This is a genomic window from Clostridioides sp. LIBA-2809 (genome assembly GCF_056688965.1).
The window spans coordinates 1-20,971 of the sequence record NZ_CP197004.1 but is presented as its reverse complement, the minus strand read 5'-3'; the positions used below and the strand labels follow the sequence as shown (position 1 = coordinate 20,971).

11 protein-coding genes, 3 tRNA genes and 5 rRNA genes are annotated in these 20,971 nt (G+C 38.5%); all 19 read right to left on the bottom strand.

Annotated features, from left to right (window positions below; genetic code table 11):
- Positions 1–8: 8 nt before the first annotated feature.
- Positions 9–2,905, bottom strand: a 23S ribosomal RNA gene (locus ACTG44_RS00095).
- A 269-nt stretch (positions 2,906–3,174) separates the two neighbouring features.
- Positions 3,175–3,250: transfer RNA gene (locus tag ACTG44_RS00090), tRNA-Ala, on the bottom strand.
- A gap of 55 nt (positions 3,251–3,305) precedes the next feature.
- Positions 3,306–4,808 (bottom strand): 16S ribosomal RNA (locus ACTG44_RS00085).
- A gap of 110 nt (positions 4,809–4,918) precedes the next feature.
- Positions 4,919–4,995: transfer RNA gene (locus tag ACTG44_RS00080), tRNA-Ile, on the bottom strand.
- 11 nt (positions 4,996–5,006) lie between these two features.
- Positions 5,007–5,095 (bottom strand) — tRNA-Leu (locus tag ACTG44_RS00075).
- A 5-nt stretch (positions 5,096–5,100) separates the two neighbouring features.
- Positions 5,101–5,217 (bottom strand): 5S ribosomal RNA (gene rrf / locus ACTG44_RS00070).
- Between the two features lie 200 nt (positions 5,218–5,417).
- Positions 5,418–8,314 (bottom strand): 23S ribosomal RNA (locus ACTG44_RS00065).
- A gap of 344 nt (positions 8,315–8,658) precedes the next feature.
- Positions 8,659–10,161, bottom strand: a 16S ribosomal RNA gene (locus ACTG44_RS00060).
- The 16S, 23S and 5S rRNA genes sit together here with 3 tRNA genes alongside, the layout of an rRNA operon.
- Positions 10,162–10,341: 180 nt before the next feature.
- Positions 10,342–11,115, bottom strand: a complete 774-nt coding sequence (locus ACTG44_RS00055; RefSeq protein ID WP_021386626.1) for a SigB/SigF/SigG family RNA polymerase sigma factor — start codon at positions 11,113–11,115, stop codon at positions 10,342–10,344.
- On the bottom strand, positions 11,115–11,522 hold the full coding sequence (locus ACTG44_RS00050) for an ATP-binding protein (protein WP_021386612.1): 408 nt from the start codon (positions 11,520–11,522) through the stop codon (positions 11,115–11,117). The genes ACTG44_RS00055 and ACTG44_RS00050 overlap by 1 nt, the downstream gene beginning before the upstream one ends.
- A gap of 3 nt (positions 11,523–11,525) precedes the next feature.
- A complete protein-coding gene (locus tag ACTG44_RS00045; protein ID WP_054268631.1) occupies positions 11,526–11,843 on the bottom strand; it encodes an STAS domain-containing protein in 318 nt (105 codons plus the stop codon).
- Between the two features lie 11 nt (positions 11,844–11,854).
- Complete coding sequence (locus ACTG44_RS00040) at positions 11,855–12,115, bottom strand: hypothetical protein (protein WP_021386594.1); 261 nt, start codon at positions 12,113–12,115, stop codon at positions 11,855–11,857.
- On the bottom strand, positions 12,115–12,411 hold the full coding sequence (locus tag ACTG44_RS00035; protein ID WP_021386570.1) for a YtxH domain-containing protein: 297 nt from the start codon (positions 12,409–12,411) through the stop codon (positions 12,115–12,117). Before ACTG44_RS00035 ends, ACTG44_RS00040 begins: the two co-directional genes overlap by 1 nt.
- Positions 12,412–12,479: 68 nt before the next feature.
- Positions 12,480–14,906 (bottom strand): DNA gyrase subunit A, encoded by a 2,427-nt coding sequence (gyrA, locus tag ACTG44_RS00030; RefSeq protein ID WP_021386572.1) that lies wholly within the window; start codon positions 14,904–14,906, stop codon positions 12,480–12,482.
- A gap of 19 nt (positions 14,907–14,925) precedes the next feature.
- Positions 14,926–16,827: a DNA topoisomerase (ATP-hydrolyzing) subunit B gene (gene gyrB / locus ACTG44_RS00025; RefSeq protein WP_479917847.1), complete on the bottom strand. Its 1,902-nt coding sequence runs from the start codon at positions 16,825–16,827 to the stop codon at positions 14,926–14,928.
- Positions 16,828–17,943 (bottom strand): DNA replication/repair protein RecF, encoded by a 1,116-nt coding sequence (recF, locus tag ACTG44_RS00020; protein WP_021386574.1) that lies wholly within the window; start codon positions 17,941–17,943, stop codon positions 16,828–16,830.
- A gap of 16 nt (positions 17,944–17,959) precedes the next feature.
- Positions 17,960–18,166 carry a S4 domain-containing protein YaaA gene (gene yaaA, locus ACTG44_RS00015; protein ID WP_021386627.1) on the bottom strand — a complete coding sequence of 69 codons (207 nt, stop codon included), beginning with the start codon at positions 18,164–18,166 and terminating at the stop codon, positions 17,960–17,962.
- 137 nt (positions 18,167–18,303) lie between these two features.
- Complete coding sequence (dnaN, locus tag ACTG44_RS00010) at positions 18,304–19,410, bottom strand: DNA polymerase III subunit beta (RefSeq protein WP_021386621.1); 1,107 nt, start codon at positions 19,408–19,410, stop codon at positions 18,304–18,306.
- 241 nt (positions 19,411–19,651) lie between these two features.
- Positions 19,652–20,971 carry a chromosomal replication initiator protein DnaA gene (gene dnaA, locus ACTG44_RS00005; protein WP_021386592.1) on the bottom strand — a complete coding sequence of 440 codons (1,320 nt, stop codon included), beginning with the start codon at positions 20,969–20,971 and terminating at the stop codon, positions 19,652–19,654.

Here is a 20,971-nt window from a genome sequence, read left to right as displayed (position 1 = left end):
CAAATAATTTGGTCAAGTCCTCGACCTATTAGTATCGATAAGCTAAATACATTGCTGCACTTACACCTTCGACCTATCAACCAGATAGTCTTTCTGGGGTCTTACCCTTGCGGTGGGAAATCTTATCTTGAAGTTGGCTTCGCGCTTAGATGCTTTCAGCGCTTATCCATTCCGTACATAGCTACCCAGCCATGCCCTTGGCAGAACAACTGGTACACCAGAGGTACGTCCATCCCGGTCCTCTCGTACTAAGGACAGGTCTTCTCAAATTTCCTACGCCTGCGACGGATAGGGACCGAACTGTCTCACGACGTTCTGAACCCAGCTCGCGTACCACTTTAATGGGCGAACAGCCCAACCCTTGGGACCTACTACAGCCCCAGGATGTGATGAGCCGACATCGAGGTGCCAAACCTCCCCGTCGATGTGGACTCTTGGGGGAGATAAGCCTGTTATCCCCAGGGTAGCTTTTATCCGTTGAGCGATGGCCCTTCCACGCAGAACCACCGGATCACTAAGTCCGATTTTCATCCTTGCTCGACCTGTATGTCTTGCAATCAAGCTCTCTTTTGCCTTTACACTCTACGTACGATTTCCGACCGTACTGAGAGAACCTTTGAGCGCCTCCGTTACCTTTTGGGAGGCGACCGCCCCAGTCAAACTGCCCACCTGACAGTGTCCCAAGACCAGATTCATGGCCTATGGTTAGAGTCCCAGTACTACAAGGGTGGTATCCCAAGGATGGCTCCGCCAAAACTGGCGTCCTGGTTTCAAAGCCTCCCACCTATCCTGTACATGTAGTACCAAGACCCAATGTCAAGCTACAGTAAAGCTCCATGGGGTCTTTCCGTCCTGTCGCAGGTATCCGGCATCTTCACCGGAATTACAATTTCACCGAGTCTGTTGTTGAGACAGTGCCCAAATCGTTACGCCTTTCGTGCGGGTCGGAACTTACCCGACAAGGAATTTCGCTACCTTAGGACCGTTATAGTTACGGCCGCCGTTTACTGGGGCTTAAGTTCACTGCTTCGATTACTCTAACAGATCCCCTTAACCTTCCAGCACCGGGCAGGCGTCAGCTCCTATACATCGTCTTGCGACTTAGCAGAAACCTATGTTTTTGGTAAACAGTCGCTTGGGCCTATTCTCTGCGGCCACCGGATGGTGGCACCCCTTATCCCTAAGTTACGGGGTCATTTTGCCGAGTTCCTTAACAACAGTTCTCTCGCGGGCCTTAGGATACTCTCCTCACCCACCTGTGTCGGTTTGCGGTACGGGTACCTTTAACCTCGATAGAGACTTTTCTTGACAGTGTGAAATCAGCTACTTCGCTACTAAATTTCGCTCCCCATCACATCCCAGCATTATCAAAGCGGATTTACCTACTCTGACTGCCTCAATGCTTGGGCACACATAACCAACAGTGTGCTTAGCTTATCCTACTGTGTCATCCCATCTCTCAAACGGTTATCGGTAGTACAGGAATATCAACCTGTTGTCCATCACCTACGCCTTTCGGCCTCAGCTTAGGTCCCGACTAACCCAGGGCGGACGAACCTTCCCCTGGAAACCTTGGGTTTACGGCCTGTGGGATTCTCACCCACATCTCGCTACTCATGCCAACATTCTCACTCCCATACTGTCCACATGTCCTTACGGTCATGCTTCAACCCGTATGGGAAGCTCCCCTACCCATCATAATGATGCCGTAGCTTCGGTAGTAAGTTTTAGCCCCGGAAATCTTCGGCGCAGGATCACTCGACCAGTGAGCTATTACGCACTCTTTGAATGAGTGGCTGCTTCTAAGCCAACATCCTGGTTGTCTGTGCAATCCCACATCCTTTACCACTTAACTTACATTTAGGGACCTTAGCTGACGATCTGGGCTGTTGCCCTTTCGACTATGAATCTTATCACCCACAGTCTGACTCCCAAGTATAAGATGACGGCATTCGGAGTTTGATAGTCTTCGGTAGGTGCAATACCCCCTAGGACATTCAGTGCTCTACCTCCGTATCTCTCACCTTGAGGCTAGCCCTAAAGCTATTTCGGGGAGAACCAGCTATCTCCGGGCTCGATTGGAATTTCACCGCTACCCACAAGTCATCCCCGAGCTTTTCAACGCTCGTGGGTTCGGACCTCCACGAAATTTTACTTTCGCTTCATCCTGCTCATGGGTAGGTCGCCCGGTTTCGGGTCTACATCAAGTAACTGAACGCTCAGTTAAAACTCGCTTTCGCTACGGCTCCACACCTTAAGTGCTTAACCTTGCTACTTAACGTAACTCGTTGGCCCGTTCTACAAAAAGTACGCGGTCACACAAGAAATGTGCTTCCACAGCTTGTAAGTGCAGGGTTTCAGGTTCTATTTCACTCCCCTCCCGGGGTTCTTTTCACCTTTCCCTCACGGTACTATACGCTATCGGTCACTAGGTAGTATTTAGCCTTGGAGGGTGGTCCCTCCTGCTTCCCACAGGGTTTCACGTGTCCCGTGGTACTCTGGATCATATCTGAAGTCTTCTCGTTTAACATACAGGACTATTACCTTCTGTGGTGGGTCTTTCCAAACCTCTTCAATTACGATACCTCTTCGTTATGATATGTCCGCAACCCCAATAAAGAAAACTTTATTGGTTTGGGCTATTCCGCGTTCGCTCGCCGCTACTTACGGAATCGAATTTCTTTCTCTTCCTTCAGGTACTTAGATGTTTCAGTTCCCTGAGTTCCCCTCATTAAGCTATGTATTCACTTAATGATACTTAGACATTACTCTAAGTGAGTTTCCTCATTCGGAAATCTTCGGATCAAAGTTTACGTGCAACTCCCCGAAGCTTATCGCAGCTTATCACGTCCTTCATCGGCTCCTAGTGCCAAGGCATCCGCCCTGCACCCTTAATAACTTGACCAGTTAAAAAGGTTTGATAGATTAAAGTCTATCAACTTGATAATTTTTAAAAGTTATCAACTTTATATATTACAAATTAGATGTCATATCACTAAATATATATGCAGTTTTTAAGGTGCTAACGCACGTCGCCAACAAACAAACTTCACATTCGTTCAGTTTATTCTGTTGCTTAAGGTGCTAATGCACAAGGCTTGTATAAAAATAAGCTTAAAGTGCAATGTAAGAGTCTACTAGATAAATCAAAGATTTAAGTAATATGCTCTTAAATGGTGGAGATGAGGAGAGTCGAACTCCTGACCCCTTGCTTGCAAGGCAAGTGCTCTCCCAACTGAGCTACACCCCCAAATATGAAGTTCATAAAGAACTTTCAAAATTAAACAGTAGGCAATTCTCCTTAGAAAGGAGGTGATCCAGCCGCACCTTCCGATACGGCTACCTTGTTACGACTTCACCCCAGTTATTGATTCCACCTTCGACGACTTCTTCCAAAAGGTTAGATAATCGGCTTCGGGCGTCTCCAACTCCCGTGGTGTGACGGGCGGTGTGTACAAGACCCGGGAACGCATTCACCGCAGCATTCTGATCTGCGATTACTAGTAACTCCAGCTTCATGTAGGCGAGTTTCAGCCTACAATCCGAACTGAGAGTAGCTTTAAGGGATTAGCTCCACCTTACGGCTTGGCAACCCTCTGTACTACCCATTGTAGCACGTGTGTAGCCCTAAGCATAAGGGGCATGATGATTTGACGTCATCCCCACCTTCCTCCAGGTTATCCCTGGCAGTCTCTCTAGAGTGCCCAACTTAATGATGGCAACTAAAGACAAGGGTTGCGCTCGTTGCGGGACTTAACCCAACATCTCACGACACGAGCTGACGACAACCATGCACCACCTGTCACCAATGTCCCCGAAGGGAAGTCTCCGATTAAGGAGATGTCATTGGGGTGTCAAGCTTAGGTAAGGTTCTTCGCGTTGCTTCGAATTAAACCACATGCTCCGCTACTTGTGCGGGTCCCCGTCAATTCCTTTGAGTTTCACTCTTGCGAGCGTACTTCCCAGGCGGAGTACTTAATGCGTTAGCTGCGGCACCGAGGGGGGTAACCCCCGACACCTAGTACTCATCGTTTACAGCGTGGACTACCAGGGTATCTAATCCTGTTTGCTCCCCACGCTTTCGTGCCTCAGCGTCAGTTACAGTCCAGAGAGCCGCCTTCGCAACTGGTGTTCCTCCTAATATCTACGCATTTCACCGCTACACTAGGAATTCCACTCTCCTCTCCTGCACTCAAGTCTCCCAGTTTCAAGAGCTTACTACGGTTGAGCCGTAGCCTTTCACTCCTGACTTGAAAGACCGCCTACGCACCCTTTACGCCCAGTAAATCCGGATAACGCTAGCCCCCTACGTATTACCGCGGCTGCTGGCACGTAGTTAGCCGGGGCTTCCTCCTCAAGTACCGTCATTATCTTCCTTGAGGACAGAGTTTTACGACCCGAAGGCCTTCATCACTCACGCGGCGTTGCTGCATCAGGCTTTCGCCCATTGTGCAATATTCCCCACTGCTGCCTCCCGTAGGAGTTTGGACCGTGTCTCAGTTCCAATGTGGCCGATCACCCTCTCAGGTCGGCTACTGATCGTCGCCTTGGTAAGCCGTTACCTTACCAACTAGCTAATCAGACGCGGGTCCATCCTGTACTGGCTCACCTTTGATATTTAAGAGATGCCTCTCAAATATGTTATCCCGTATTAGCATACCTTTCGGTATGTTATCCGTGTGTACAGGGTAGGTTACCCACGCGTTACTCACCCGTCCGCCGCTCTTTACCGAAGTAAATCGCTCAACTTGCATGTGTTAGGCACGCCGCCAGCGTTCATCCTGAGCCAGGATCAAACTCTCAAATAAAAGTTTATCAGGCTCAGATACTATTGTTATCAAAATATCTGGCTTTATGGTTTGTTTCTTGTTTTATAAATTAACCTACTGTTTAATTTTCAAAGTTCTTTAAATTATTGTGGTGGGCCATCAGGGACTCGAACCCCAGACCTACCGGTTATGAGCCGGGCGCTCTAACCAACTGAGCTAATGGCCCACAATAATTTGTGGTGCCGAAGACCGGAATCGAACCGGTACGAGAGGTAAGTCCCGCAGGATTTTAAGTCCTGTGCGTCTGCCAGTTCCGCCACTTCGGCACATCACCTGGCTATGTCCTACTCTCCCAGGCAGTTTCCCACCAAGTACCATCAGCGCTAGAGAGCTTAACTTCTGTGTTCGGAATGGGAACAGGTGTATCCTCTCTGCTATTATAACCAGATTATTGTCTAAATTTTCATTTAACTTTTTTCTAAGACAAGTATTATAATAACATCTTTGTCTTATTATGTCAATACTTTTTTTATTCGATTTTTTAGTTTATAAAACTACTAAAAATCTATAATTTTTGACAAGTTTAAACATATAGAGTTAGCACTCTAAAAACTACACATATATTTTACTGAATGAACATCAAATAATTTGGTCAAGTCCTCGACCTATTAGTATCGATAAGCTAAATACATTGCTGCACTTACACCTTCGACCTATCAACCAGATAGTCTTTCTGGGGTCTTACCCTTGCGGTGGGAAATCTTATCTTGAAGTTGGCTTCGCGCTTAGATGCTTTCAGCGCTTATCCATTCCGTACATAGCTACCCAGCCATGCCCTTGGCAGAACAACTGGTACACCAGAGGTACGTCCATCCCGGTCCTCTCGTACTAAGGACAGGTCTTCTCAAATTTCCTACGCCTGCGACGGATAGGGACCGAACTGTCTCACGACGTTCTGAACCCAGCTCGCGTACCACTTTAATGGGCGAACAGCCCAACCCTTGGGACCTACTACAGCCCCAGGATGTGATGAGCCGACATCGAGGTGCCAAACCTCCCCGTCGATGTGGACTCTTGGGGGAGATAAGCCTGTTATCCCCAGGGTAGCTTTTATCCGTTGAGCGATGGCCCTTCCACGCAGAACCACCGGATCACTAAGTCCGATTTTCATCCTTGCTCGACCTGTATGTCTTGCAATCAAGCTCTCTTTTGCCTTTACACTCTACGTACGATTTCCGACCGTACTGAGAGAACCTTTGAGCGCCTCCGTTACCTTTTGGGAGGCGACCGCCCCAGTCAAACTGCCCACCTGACAGTGTCCCAAGACCAGATTCATGGCCTATGGTTAGAGTCCCAGTACTACAAGGGTGGTATCCCAAGGATGGCTCCGCCAAAACTGGCGTCCTGGTTTCAAAGCCTCCCACCTATCCTGTACATGTAGTACCAAGACCCAATGTCAAGCTACAGTAAAGCTCCATGGGGTCTTTCCGTCCTGTCGCAGGTATCCGGCATCTTCACCGGAATTACAATTTCACCGAGTCTGTTGTTGAGACAGTGCCCAAATCGTTACGCCTTTCGTGCGGGTCGGAACTTACCCGACAAGGAATTTCGCTACCTTAGGACCGTTATAGTTACGGCCGCCGTTTACTGGGGCTTAAGTTCACTGCTTCGATTACTCTAACAGATCCCCTTAACCTTCCAGCACCGGGCAGGCGTCAGCTCCTATACATCGTCTTGCGACTTAGCAGAAACCTATGTTTTTGGTAAACAGTCGCTTGGGCCTATTCTCTGCGGCCACCGGATGGTGGCACCCCTTATCCCTAAGTTACGGGGTCATTTTGCCGAGTTCCTTAACAACAGTTCTCTCGCGGGCCTTAGGATACTCTCCTCACCCACCTGTGTCGGTTTGCGGTACGGGTACCTTTAACCTCGATAGAGACTTTTCTTGACAGTGTGAAATCAGCTACTTCGCTACTAAATTTCGCTCCCCATCACATCCCAGCATTATCAAAGCGGATTTACCTACTCTGACTGCCTCAATGCTTGGGCACACATAACCAACAGTGTGCTTAGCTTATCCTACTGTGTCATCCCATCTCTCAAACGGTTATCGGTAGTACAGGAATATCAACCTGTTGTCCATCACCTACGCCTTTCGGCCTCAGCTTAGGTCCCGACTAACCCAGGGCGGACGAACCTTCCCCTGGAAACCTTGGGTTTACGGCCTGTGGGATTCTCACCCACATCTCGCTACTCATGCCAACATTCTCACTCCCATACTGTCCACATGTCCTTACGGTCATGCTTCAACCCGTATGGGAAGCTCCCCTACCCATCATAATGATGCCGTAGCTTCGGTAGTAAGTTTTAGCCCCGGAAATCTTCGGCGCAGGATCACTCGACCAGTGAGCTATTACGCACTCTTTGAATGAGTGGCTGCTTCTAAGCCAACATCCTGGTTGTCTGTGCAATCCCACATCCTTTACCACTTAACTTACATTTAGGGACCTTAGCTGACGATCTGGGCTGTTGCCCTTTCGACTATGAATCTTATCACCCACAGTCTGACTCCCAAGTATAAGATGACGGCATTCGGAGTTTGATAGTCTTCGGTAGGTGCAATACCCCCTAGGACATTCAGTGCTCTACCTCCGTATCTCTCACCTTGAGGCTAGCCCTAAAGCTATTTCGGGGAGAACCAGCTATCTCCGGGCTCGATTGGAATTTCACCGCTACCCACAAGTCATCCCCGAGCTTTTCAACGCTCGTGGGTTCGGACCTCCACGAAATTTTACTTTCGCTTCATCCTGCTCATGGGTAGGTCGCCCGGTTTCGGGTCTACATCAAGTAACTGAACGCTCAGTTAAAACTCGCTTTCGCTACGGCTCCACACCTTAAGTGCTTAACCTTGCTACTTAACGTAACTCGTTGGCCCGTTCTACAAAAAGTACGCGGTCACACAAGAAATGTGCTTCCACAGCTTGTAAGTGCAGGGTTTCAGGTTCTATTTCACTCCCCTCCCGGGGTTCTTTTCACCTTTCCCTCACGGTACTATACGCTATCGGTCACTAGGTAGTATTTAGCCTTGGAGGGTGGTCCCTCCTGCTTCCCACAGGGTTTCACGTGTCCCGTGGTACTCTGGATCATATCTGAAGTCTTCTCGTTTAACATACAGGACTATTACCTTCTGTGGTGGGTCTTTCCAAACCTCTTCAATTACGATACCTCTTCGTTATGATATGTCCGCAACCCCAATAAAGAAAACTTTATTGGTTTGGGCTATTCCGCGTTCGCTCGCCGCTACTTACGGAATCGAATTTCTTTCTCTTCCTTCAGGTACTTAGATGTTTCAGTTCCCTGAGTTCCCCTCATTAAGCTATGTATTCACTTAATGATACTTAGACATTACTCTAAGTGAGTTTCCTCATTCGGAAATCTTCGGATCAAAGTTTACGTGCAACTCCCCGAAGCTTATCGCAGCTTATCACGTCCTTCATCGGCTCCTAGTGCCAAGGCATCCGCCCTGCACCCTTAATAACTTGACCAGTTAAAAAGGTTTGATAGATTAAAGTCTATCAACTTGATAATTTTTAAAAGTTATCAGCTTTATATATTACAAATTAGATGTCATATCACTAAATATATATGCAGTTTTCAAAGTGCTAAGGCACAGCGCCAACGGATAAATCCCGTTGCTTAAAGTGCTAACGCACGTCGCCAACAAACAAACTTCGCATGCGCTTAGTTTATTCTGTTGCTTAAAGTGCTAAGGCACAGCGCCAACAAACAAACTTCACATTCGTTCAGTTTATTCTGTTGCTTAAAGTGCTAATTTTGAGTATTCGTAAAAACGAACCCTCAAAATTAAACAGTAGGTAATTCTCCTTAGAAAGGAGGTGATCCAGCCGCACCTTCCGATACGGCTACCTTGTTACGACTTCACCCCAGTTATTGATTCCACCTTCGACGACTTCTTCCAAAAGGTTAGATAATCGGCTTCGGGCGTCTCCAACTCCCGTGGTGTGACGGGCGGTGTGTACAAGACCCGGGAACGCATTCACCGCAGCATTCTGATCTGCGATTACTAGTAACTCCAGCTTCATGTAGGCGAGTTTCAGCCTACAATCCGAACTGAGAGTAGCTTTAAGGGATTAGCTCCACCTTACGGCTTGGCAACCCTCTGTACTACCCATTGTAGCACGTGTGTAGCCCTAAGCATAAGGGGCATGATGATTTGACGTCATCCCCACCTTCCTCCAGGTTATCCCTGGCAGTCTCTCTAGAGTGCCCAACTTAATGATGGCAACTAAAGACAAGGGTTGCGCTCGTTGCGGGACTTAACCCAACATCTCACGACACGAGCTGACGACAACCATGCACCACCTGTCACCAATGTCCCCGAAGGGAAGTCTCCGATTAAGGAGATGTCATTGGGATGTCAAGCTTAGGTAAGGTTCTTCGCGTTGCTTCGAATTAAACCACATGCTCCGCTACTTGTGCGGGTCCCCGTCAATTCCTTTGAGTTTCACTCTTGCGAGCGTACTTCCCAGGCGGAGTACTTAATGCGTTAGCTGCGGCACCGAGGGGGGTAACCCCCGACACCTAGTACTCATCGTTTACAGCGTGGACTACCAGGGTATCTAATCCTGTTTGCTCCCCACGCTTTCGTGCCTCAGCGTCAGTTACAGTCCAGAGAGCCGCCTTCGCAACTGGTGTTCCTCCTAATATCTACGCATTTCACCGCTACACTAGGAATTCCACTCTCCTCTCCTGCACTCAAGTCTCCCAGTTTCAAGAGCTTACTACGGTTGAGCCGTAGCCTTTCACTCCTGACTTGAAAGACCGCCTACGCACCCTTTACGCCCAGTAAATCCGGATAACGCTAGCCCCCTACGTATTACCGCGGCTGCTGGCACGTAGTTAGCCGGGGCTTCCTCCTCAAGTACCGTCATTATCTTCCTTGAGGACAGAGTTTTACGACCCGAAGGCCTTCATCACTCACGCGGCGTTGCTGCATCAGGCTTTCGCCCATTGTGCAATATTCCCCACTGCTGCCTCCCGTAGGAGTTTGGACCGTGTCTCAGTTCCAATGTGGCCGATCACCCTCTCAGGTCGGCTACTGATCGTCGCCTTGGTAAGCCGTTACCTTACCAACTAGCTAATCAGACGCGGGTCCATCCTGTACTGGCTCACCTTTGATATTTAAGAGATGCCTCTCAAATATGTTATCCCGTATTAGCATACCTTTCGGTATGTTATCCGTGTGTACAGGGTAGGTTACCCACGCGTTACTCACCCGTCCGCCGCTCTTTACCGAAGTAAATCGCTCAACTTGCATGTGTTAGGCACGCCGCCAGCGTTCATCCTGAGCCAGGATCAAACTCTCAAATAAAAGTTTATCAGGCTCAGATACTATTGTTATCAAAATATCTGGCTTTATGGTTTGTTTCTTAATATAAATTAACCTACTGTTTAATTTTCAATGTTCGTGTTTATTTCTTTTTCCTTTTTTCAAGGACAAGTAATACTATACCATCTTTAAAACAGTAGGTCAATACTTTTTTATATTTTTTTATAAATTCTTTTCATATTCTTTTTTTAGCTTTTCTACTACTTTTTTCTCCAGTCTAGAAACAGTCATCTGAGATATCTCTAATTCCTTAGCTATACTAGATTGTGTTTTATCAAAGAAAAATCTATCTTTAAATATTTTTACTTCCAATTCATTCAAAGTTTTAATAAACTTATTAATAAAATCTTCATACTCTATACTTCCAAAATTACCTTCTTCTTTTCCTATCTTGTCAATAAGAGTTATATCTTTATCTTCTGAATCATCATTACTTGATGAATCTAAAGACATAGGTTGATACCCGTAAGAAGCTTCCATAGCCTCTAGAACATCTTCTTCACTAACTCCTATATAATCAGCTATATCTTTTACTTTCGGATGCTTTTTATTTTCTTGTTCCAATTTAATCTTTGCATCACTTATCTTTTTACTTAGTTCCTGTATTCTTCTTGGTACTCTAAGTGTCCACACTTTATCTCTAAAATATTTTTTTATTTCTCCTACTATAGTTGGTGTCGCGAAACTGGAGAATTCAAATCCTTTTTCAACATCATATCTATCAATAGCATAAATTAACGCTAATGAAGCAACTTGATATATATCTTCAAAATCAACACCTTTATTTATATACTTCTTAGCTAACAATCTTGCTAAATACAGATGCCTTTCAATAAGAATATTCCTAATATCTACATTTTTATTTTTATTATATAAATTAAATAGCTCTTTTGTATCCATATTTAGGTAATGTGTAGCATTAGCTACATTTTTCATTAAATATCAACTCCTAAATATTTAGTCATTTTTATTTTTGTTCCTTGATTATGTTCTGATTCAATATCTACATCATCCATTAAAGTTCTAATTATAAATAGTCCAAGACCACTCTCTTTTGGATTCTCTAAATCTGGTGTACTTATTGAGCTAACATCATATCCTTTTCCATTATCCTGAATTTCTATATTAATTGCATTATCTAAGATATTAAATACTATATTGAACACATCATCTTTACTGTGCTTTATTGCGTTTGTACACGCTTCTGATACTGCTACCTTTATATCTTCTATATCATCTATTGGAAATCCCATCTTATTAGCAATTCCAGACGCTGTTAATCTTATTATACTAACATAATCCGGATTTGTAGTAATTTCCATCTTTATAGTCTCACAAGCCAAAGTCTATCCCTCCACTTTAAATATTTTATCTAGACCTGTTATAGTAAAAATCTTTCTGACATTACTCTTAGGATTTACTATGTATATCTCTTTTTCGTTTATTTTTAATTTTTTTAATACACCTATCATAGCTCCTAAACCTGTTGAATCTATATAATCTAAATCTTTAAGATTAATTTTTACATCTAACATATTTTTTTCTATCAAGTTATGCAAATGTTCCTTTAGTTTATCTGCAGTAGAAACATCAAGTTCTCCATCAAGACAAACATTCCAAAATTTATTTTGAGAATCTAAATTTGAATCTATATTCATAGACATGTAAAAACCTCCTATTTCCTCTTAATAATTTTAAATATATTTCCTATACTCATTATTTTATTAATTACATAAACTATATCATCTATTCCCTTTGATATTGATGATGCATTTTCAACAATATCCTGTATGTGTCTTTCGTTATAATCTACAATCTTATAAGCCTTTTCAACAACCTTATTTAGGCTATTTAGAGTTTTAGCTAAATAAATTGCTACTATAAGAGCAGAACTACCTACTAACACTGCTCCAATCTGCCACCCCCATGCATTCATTAGTTAACATCTCCCTCGTCATCAAAGCTTTTACTTATTACTATATCTTCTTCAGAAATCTTTATATCTTCTTCATTATTATCATCATCTACTAAATTTATTATTCTCTCTTTGACATCATTAAATGTTTCATGTAGAACTTCTTTTGGATTTTCTTTCACATCATTAAACTTCTCTTTTGTTTCTTTTCTTAATTCAGAACCTTTTTTTGGTGCAAAAAACAGACCAAATACAAAACCTAAAATAGCTCCTATTAATAAAAATCCACCTTTTTTACAACTTTTTTTATTACACATAACAACTACTCCTTTCAATTTTAAATTTTTATCTAAGTACATTATACAAAAAGAATAGGATATTTATCCTATTCTTCTTCAATATTTATTTTGGCAATCGAAACTACATTGACTTCATCATTAGTTTTCATTAATTTAACACCACTTGTGACCCTTCCAAACAGTGATATCTCATTAACTCTTATTCTAATAAGAACTCCATCAGAATTTATAATCATTATCTCATCATCTTCATTAACCATATCTGCACCTACAATTGTGCCAGTCTTCTCAGAGATATTATAAGTTTTAATTCCTTTACCAGCTCTTATTTGGCTTCTATATTCTTCTATATTTGTTCTTTTTCCAAAACCATTTTTACTTACAACTAATACATCTGTACCTTTACTACAAAGGTTCATAGACACAACAAAATCGTCTTTACTTAAAGTTATACCTTTTACACCCATTGCTGTTCTACCCATATATCTTATATCATTTTCATCAAATCTTATAGACATACCATCTTTAGTAACTAAAAGTACTTCTTGTTTTCCATCTGTAAGTTCTACTCCAATAAGTTCATCATCATCTCTTAAACCTATAGCAATAAGACCAGATTTATTTATATTTCTAAACTCTTCTCTCTTAGTCTTTTTAACAATACCTTTTTTTGTTGTAAGTAGTAAGTATTCATTTTCATCATTGCCATCTATAGGTATCAATGTAGCAATTTTTTCATCTGCTGATAATTGAAGTAAATTCACTATAGCAGTACCTTTAGCTTGTCTTTTACCTTCAGGTATTTCATATGCATTTAGTTTAAACACTCTACCTTTATTTGTAAAGAATAACAGTCTACTATGAGTAGTTGTAGTTATTAAATGTCTTACAAAATCTTCTTCTCTAGTTGTAAGTGCTGAAATACCTCTTCCACCTCTTTTTTGACTCTTGTAAGTGTCCGATGGAAGTCTCTTTATATAACCAAAGTGAGTAAGAGTTATTGCTATTTCTTCATCGCTTATAAGGTCTCTCATATCTATTTCGCCTTCAGCATGTCTTATCTCTGTTCTTCTCTCATCAGAATAATTCTCTTTTATTATTGTAATTTCATCTTTTATTACATTTAAAAGTAATCTTTCATCAGCTAGAATTTCTTTTAATCTATTTATCTTCTTAATTAACTCTTCATATTCAGCATCTATCTTATCTCTTTCTAAACCTGTAAGTCTTTGAAGTCTCATATCTAATATAGCTTGAGCTTGAATTTCAGTTAACTTGAATTTTTCTATTAAGCCTTGTTTAGCTTCTTGACCTGTTTTTGAAGCTCTTATCAGGCTTATAACTGCATCTATATTATCTAAAGCAATTTTTAATCCTTCTAAAATATGTGCTCTTGCTTCAGCTTTATTTAATTCAAATTTAGTTCTTCTTGTAACAACATCTTCTTGATGTTTAATATAATGAAATAATATTTGCTTAAGATTTAAAACTCTTGGTTGCCCATCTACAAGTGCAAGCATTATTATACTAAAAGTATCTTCCATTTGAGAATGTTTATACAGATTATTTAATACTATATTAGCATTAGCATCTCTCTTTAATTCTATAACAATTCTCATACCATTTCTATTACTTTCGTCTCTTAAATCTGATATACCTTCTATTCTTTTTTCTTTAACTAACTCAGCTATTCTCTCAACTAATTTAGCTTTATTTACTTGATAAGGTATTTCTGTAACTATTATTTGTTGTTTTCCTTTTGGAAGTTCTTCAATAAAAGCCCTAGATCTAACTTTAACTTTTCCTCTTCCAGTTCTATATGCTTCCGCTATACTCTCTTTTCCCATTATAATTGCAGCTGTAGGAAAATCTGGACCTTGCACAAATTTTATTAAATCATCTACACTACACTCTGGATTATCAATTAAATATATAGTTGCATCAATTACCTCAGCTAAGTTATGTGGAGGTATTGAAGTTGCCATACCAACAGCTATCCCATTAGAGCCATTTACTAATAAATTAGGATATCTTGCTGGTAATACTGAAGGCTCTTTTAATGATTCGTCAAAGTTTGGTTTAAAGTCTACAGTTTCCTTTTCTATATCTCTCAATAACTCTAATGATAATTTACTCATTTTAGCTTCTGTATAACGCATAGCTGCTGGTGAATCTCCATCAACAGAACCAAAGTTACCATGACCATCTACTAAAAGTGCTCTAGTTGAAAAGTCTTGAGCCATTCTTACCATTGCATAATAAACAGCAGTATCTCCATGAGGGTGGTACTTACCTAAAACGTCCCCAACAATACGAGCTGATTTTCTGTAAGGTTTATCTGGAGTTAAATTTAATTCACTCATTGAGTATAATATTCTTCTATGAACTGGCTTTAAACCATCTCTAACATCAGGAAGAGCACGTCCAGCTATAACACTCATCGAATAATCAATATATGACTTTTTCATTTCTTCCGCTATTTCAATAGGGAGTATTTTGTTATTTTCTTCCATGTATACTAATCCCCTCTCTCTATATATCTAAGTTTCTAACAAATCTTGCATTTTCTTCTATAAATTCTTTTCTTGGAGCTACTTTATCACCCATAAGCATTGAAAATACTTCATCTGCAATTGCAGCATCTTCTACAGTTACTTGTAATAAAGTTCTTGTATCAGGATTCATAGTTGTATCCCATAATTGCTCTGCATTCATCTCTCCAAGACCTTTGTATCTTTGAAGCTCTGCACCATTTCTTCCAATTTCATCTAATAAGATATTTAGTTCTTTATCTGAATAAACATAATGTTCCTTTTTTTGCTTTGTAACTTTATATAAAGGTGGTTGTGCTGCATAAACATATCCTTCATCTATAAGAGGTCTCATATATCTAAAGAAGAATGTTAATAATAAAGTTCTTATATGAGCTCCATCTACATCGGCATCGGTCATAATTATAATTTTATGGTATCTAGCCTTATCTATATCAAAATCTTCTCCAATACCACAACCATAAGCTGTTATCATATTTTTTATTTCATCTGAAGATAATATTCTATCTAGTCTTGATTTTTCAACATTAAGTATCTTCCCTCTTAATGGAAGTATAGCTTGACTATTTCTATCTCTACCTTGTTTAGCTGAACCTCCCGCTGAATCCCCTTCGACTAAGAATATTTCACTTTTAGCAGGGTCTTTTTCTGCACAATCTGCAAGTTTTCCAGGTAAAGATGTGCTTTCTAATACACTTTTTCTTCTTGTTAACTCTCTTGCTTTTTTTGCGGCTTCTCTAGCTCTTTGTGCTCTTAAAGCTTTATCAACTATGATTCTTGCTGTTGCTGGATTTTCTTCTAGGAAGGAACCAAGTTCATCAACTGTTACACTATCAACTAGACCTCTCATAAAACTATTACCTAGTTTTGTTTTAGTTTGACCTTCAAATTGAGGTTCTGGTAATTTAACTGATACTACTGCTGTAAGACCTTCTCTTATATCTTCACCAAGTAAGTTAACATCATTTTCTTTTAAAAATTTATTTCTTTTAGCATAATCATTTACAGTTTTGGTAAGAGCCGCTTTAAATCCACTTAAATGAGAACCACCTTCATGTGTATTTATATTATTTGCAAAAGAATATATGTTCTCTGTGTAACCATCTGTATATTGCATAGCTAGTTCGACAAAACAATCGTCAACCTTTTTATCTATATAAACTATGTCGTCATGTATACCAGTTCTAGATTTATTTAAATACTTAATATATTCTACCAAACCACCTGTATAGTGGAATTCTTTTCTTTTTTGTTGACCTTCCCTTTTGTCTTCAAATACTATTTTTATCCCTTTATTCAAAAAAGAAAGTTCTCTAAGTCTATACTCCAATGTTTCATATTTGAATTCTATTTCATCAAATATTGTCTCATCTGGCATGAACTGAATCATGGTTCCTTTGTCTTGTGATTCTCCAACTACTTCAAGTTTAGATGTTGGTAATCCTTTCTCATATGTCTGCTTGTATACTTTTCCATTTAAATAAACCTCTGCTAGCATCCATTTTGACAGTGCATTAACTACAGAAACACCAACTCCATGAAGACCTCCAGATACTTTGTATCCTCCGCCTCCAAACTTTCCTCCTGCATGAAGATTAGTTAGTACTGTTTCTAAAGTCGATTTACCAGTCTTAGGATGTATTTCAACAGGTATCCCTCTTCCATTGTCCTTTACTAAAACACTGCCATCTTCATTAATAGATACATATATGTCTGAACAATATCCTTGTAAAGCCTCATCTATACTATTATCTACAACTTCATAAACTAAGTGATGTAAACCTCTAGGGCTTGTACTACCAATATACATACCTGGTCTTTTTCTAACGGCTTCTAATCCCTCTAATACTTGTATCTGACTTGCACCGTATTCTTGTTTCATTTAATTTCCTCCATTCTCTATGCTAATAACATCGCCATTTTCAATATTAAATATTGTAACATCCTTTTCATCAAATATTTTTTTATGTGAAACCTCAGCACTTGTTATAAACATTTGAACATTGCTTAAATTGTTTACTAAAAGTTTTTGTCGTGCTTCATCTAACTCACTAAAAACATCATCTAAAATTAATATTGGATATTCTTCAACTTCATTTTTTATTAATTCTATTTCTGATAGCTTTAGTGATATTGAAGCTGTTCTTTGTTGACCTTGTGAACCAAAAAGTCTTGCATCTAAATCATTTATGAATATATTTAAGTCATCTTTGTGTATACCATATCTGGTAGTCTTAGATTCTATATCATTAGGTCTATTCGATGACAACTTGGCTAAAAATTTATTATATACTGTCTCTATAGTATCTTCATCAGTTATATTTATTTGATTCTTATATCTAATTGACAATTTTTCAATTCCATTAGTCAAATTCATATGCATATTCTCAGATATATTGGCTATCTTTTTTATAAAATCTCTACGCAAAATATAAATATAACTTCCATACTTTGCTAATGTATCATCATATACATCTAATAAAGCCTCATCAACATGCATGCTTTTAAGCACTCTGCTTCTTTGAGAAAGTGTTTTATTATAATTGGTAAGATATTTATAATATTTAGGCATAATCTGACTAATCTCTTTATCTATAAATGTCCTTCTCTCTTTAGGTCCTTCTTTAACCAGTCTCAAATCTTCAGGAGAGAATATGACAACATTTAAGTTGCCAAGTAATTCCTGTATTTTTTGTAAAGGGACTTTATTTATTCGTATCCCCTTTTTATCTTTTCCAATAATTAGCTCTATTAGACTATATTTATTATATTTTGAAAAACTTCCTCCAATATATAAATTTTCACTATTAAATCTAACCATTTCTTTATCTTTGTTGGTTCTGAATGATTTCCCAAAAGAGAGCATATAAATAGATTCTACTATATTTGTCTTTCCTTGACCATTTTTCCCAACAAGAAGATTTACTTTTCCATTAAATTCCAGATGCAACTTTTCATAATTTCTAAAATTAACAAGTTGCAAACTTTTAAGTTTCACAAAAAGTTCTCCTTTTTTACAATACTTTTATTTTAGTTCCTTCTATTTCAACTATATCTCCTGATTTTATCTTTTTTCCTCTTCTTAGTTCTATTTCATCATTTACTGTCACTAAACCTTCTTGAATTAAAAATTTTGCATGACCTCCAGTTGATGCAATGTCTGCTAATTTAAGAAATTGGTCCAACTTTATATATTCTGATTCTATAGTTATTTCAGTCATAATAGTTCCTCCTTGTCACTATTTTAGGCAAATTCCTATTGATACACTAAAAGTATATTATACCATAAATGTACTTATAAAAGGAGTTGTCTAATATTAGAAAAATTTTTCTACAAAAGACAACTCCTTCATGTCTGCTATATATTTGATGATATTCTTACTGGAAGTAGTAAATAAATATAATTAACATCATCTATTGGTTTAATTATACAAGGATTTACATTTGTAGTAAATTCTATAAATATTTCCTCATTATCTATATTTTTCAAACCTTCAATAAAGTATCTAGAATTGAAAGCTATATCTAGATAATCTCCATCTAAATCTATTTCAACTTCTTCATATACATTTCCTTTTTCTGTATTAGAAGTAATTGCCATTACTTTATCTCTTATAGATAATTTTATAAGATTATTTTTTTCTGATTGAGACAATAAAGATGCTCTTTCTATACTATTTAAAAGTTCTTTAGTGTTTAATTTAACTCTGCTATTATGTTCTCTTGGTAATAATTTTTTATAATCAATAAAATCTCCTTCAAGTAACCTTGTAATAATCTTTGTATCATTGATTATAAAAATAGCATTTTTTTCATTAAATCCAACTTTAACATTATCTTCTCCAGAAAGTAAGCTATTTACATCTATAAGCGTCTTTCCAGGAATTATGACTTTTATATTTTCAGTTAAACTATCCACTGAACAACTTTTTACAGCCAATCTATATCCATCAATAGCCACTAAATTTAAATTTCTATCCACAATTTCTAAAAGTTCTCCCATCAAAATAGGTTTTGTTTGGTCCTGGGAAATAGCAAATACGGTTTGTTTAATCATATTTTTTAGAATTTCTTGAGGTATGCTATATAAATCTTCTTCGTTTAATTCTGGTAGTTTAGGAAATTCTTTAGCTGCATATCCTTTAATTTTGAATCTAGAATTTACACAATTTATGTAAATATTATTTTCTGAATCTGTTTCTATTTCAACAAAAGAATCTGGTAATTTTCTAATTATATCTCCAAATAATCTTGCATCTACAACAACATCACCTTTTTCTATAATCTCTGCTTGTACATAAGTTTCTATTCCTATCTCAGCATCATACCCTGTAAGTTTTAATTGACCTTCTTCTGTAGATATAAGTATACCTTTTAATAGTTCTATAGTTGTTTTTCCATTAATAGCTTTTTGAGCAATCCCAATTCTATTTGCTAGGATTTTTTGATTACAAATTATTTTCAATGTGGATAACCTCCTTTGGCCTTTTATATAAAAAAATAAGTTAAAATCATAGTAGTAATAGTAGTAGGTGTTGTTGATAATGTTAATAAGTACGTATAACGTTATAAATACAAAGATATCAACATGTGTATAATATGTTAATATCTTTGTTATTAGAGACTTAATTATTTGTTAATAATTTTTATTCAAAAAAGATATAAACAAGTTATCCAATAGATATAAACAGACAATTGTGTATAAATTATCCCTTTAAATCTGATATGATTTTGTCTATTTTAGTCTTAATTTCTTCGCTTTCTGCTATATCTTTAGATACCTTATCATGAGCATGAATTACTGTTGTATGGTCTCTACCCCCAAACTCTTCTCCTATTTTAGGAAGGGATAAATCAGTAAGTTCGCGCGTTAAATACATAGCTATTTGTCTAGGATAAGCTATTGAGCGTGTCCTTTTTTTAGAATTGAAGTCTTCCATTTTTATATTAAATACAGAAGATACTTTTTCTTTTATTCTAAGAACATTTATTTCTTCATTTTTAGACGTTGTTATAATATCTTTCAAAGCTTCTGTAGCAAGATCAAAAGATATCACTCTATTACTAAGAGAAGAATAAGCAACTACTCTAGTTAAGGCACCTTCTAGTTCTCTTATATTTGACTTGATATTTTTTGCTATATATGACATAACTTCATTTGGTACTTCGATGCGTTCTAATTGAGCTTTTTTTCTAAGTATAGCAATTCTTGTTTCAAAGTCTGGTGCTTGAATATCAGTTATAAGTCCCATTTCAAATCTCGATCTTAGTCTATCTTCTAGTGTAGGTATGTCTTTTGGTGGTCTATCACTAGATATAATTATTTGTTTATTTGCCTCATGAAGAGTGTTAAACGTATGGAAGAACTCCTCTTGAGTTCTTTCTTTTCCTGCTATAAATTGAATATCATCAATTAATAATACATCTACATTTCTATACTTATTTCTAAATTCTTCGTTTTTATCATCTTTTATAGAGTTTATAAGTTCATTAGTAAATTTTTCTGAAGAAACATAAACAACTTTTGAGTCTTTTTTTTGACTAACAATGTGATGTCCTATAGCATGCATCAAGTGAGTTTTACCTAGCCCAACTCCTCCATACAAAAAAAGCGGGTTGTAAGCTTTAGCTGGAGATTCAGCAACTGCAACACATGCAGCGTGAGCAAATCTATTGCTATTACCAATAACGAACGTATCAAATGTGTATTTTGGATTTAGGTTAGGGTAAAGTACTCTATAATTTAAATCTGTACTATCAGAATTTAGGTCAGCAACCTCTTTTTCGCTCAATACAAATTTAATATTATATTTTTTTAGTGACAGCTGACTGATGGCATCTTCAATTAAATGCAAATATCTATTTTCTAAGATATCTTTATTAAAATCACTAGGAGCCAAGAGTATTAAGTCATTAAGATGTATTTTTAATGGTACGATGTTTTTAAAAAAGGTATTAAAACTTACTGAAGTTAAGTCACCTTTTATTAATTGTAGGGTTTTGTCCCATAAAGAAACTATATCCAT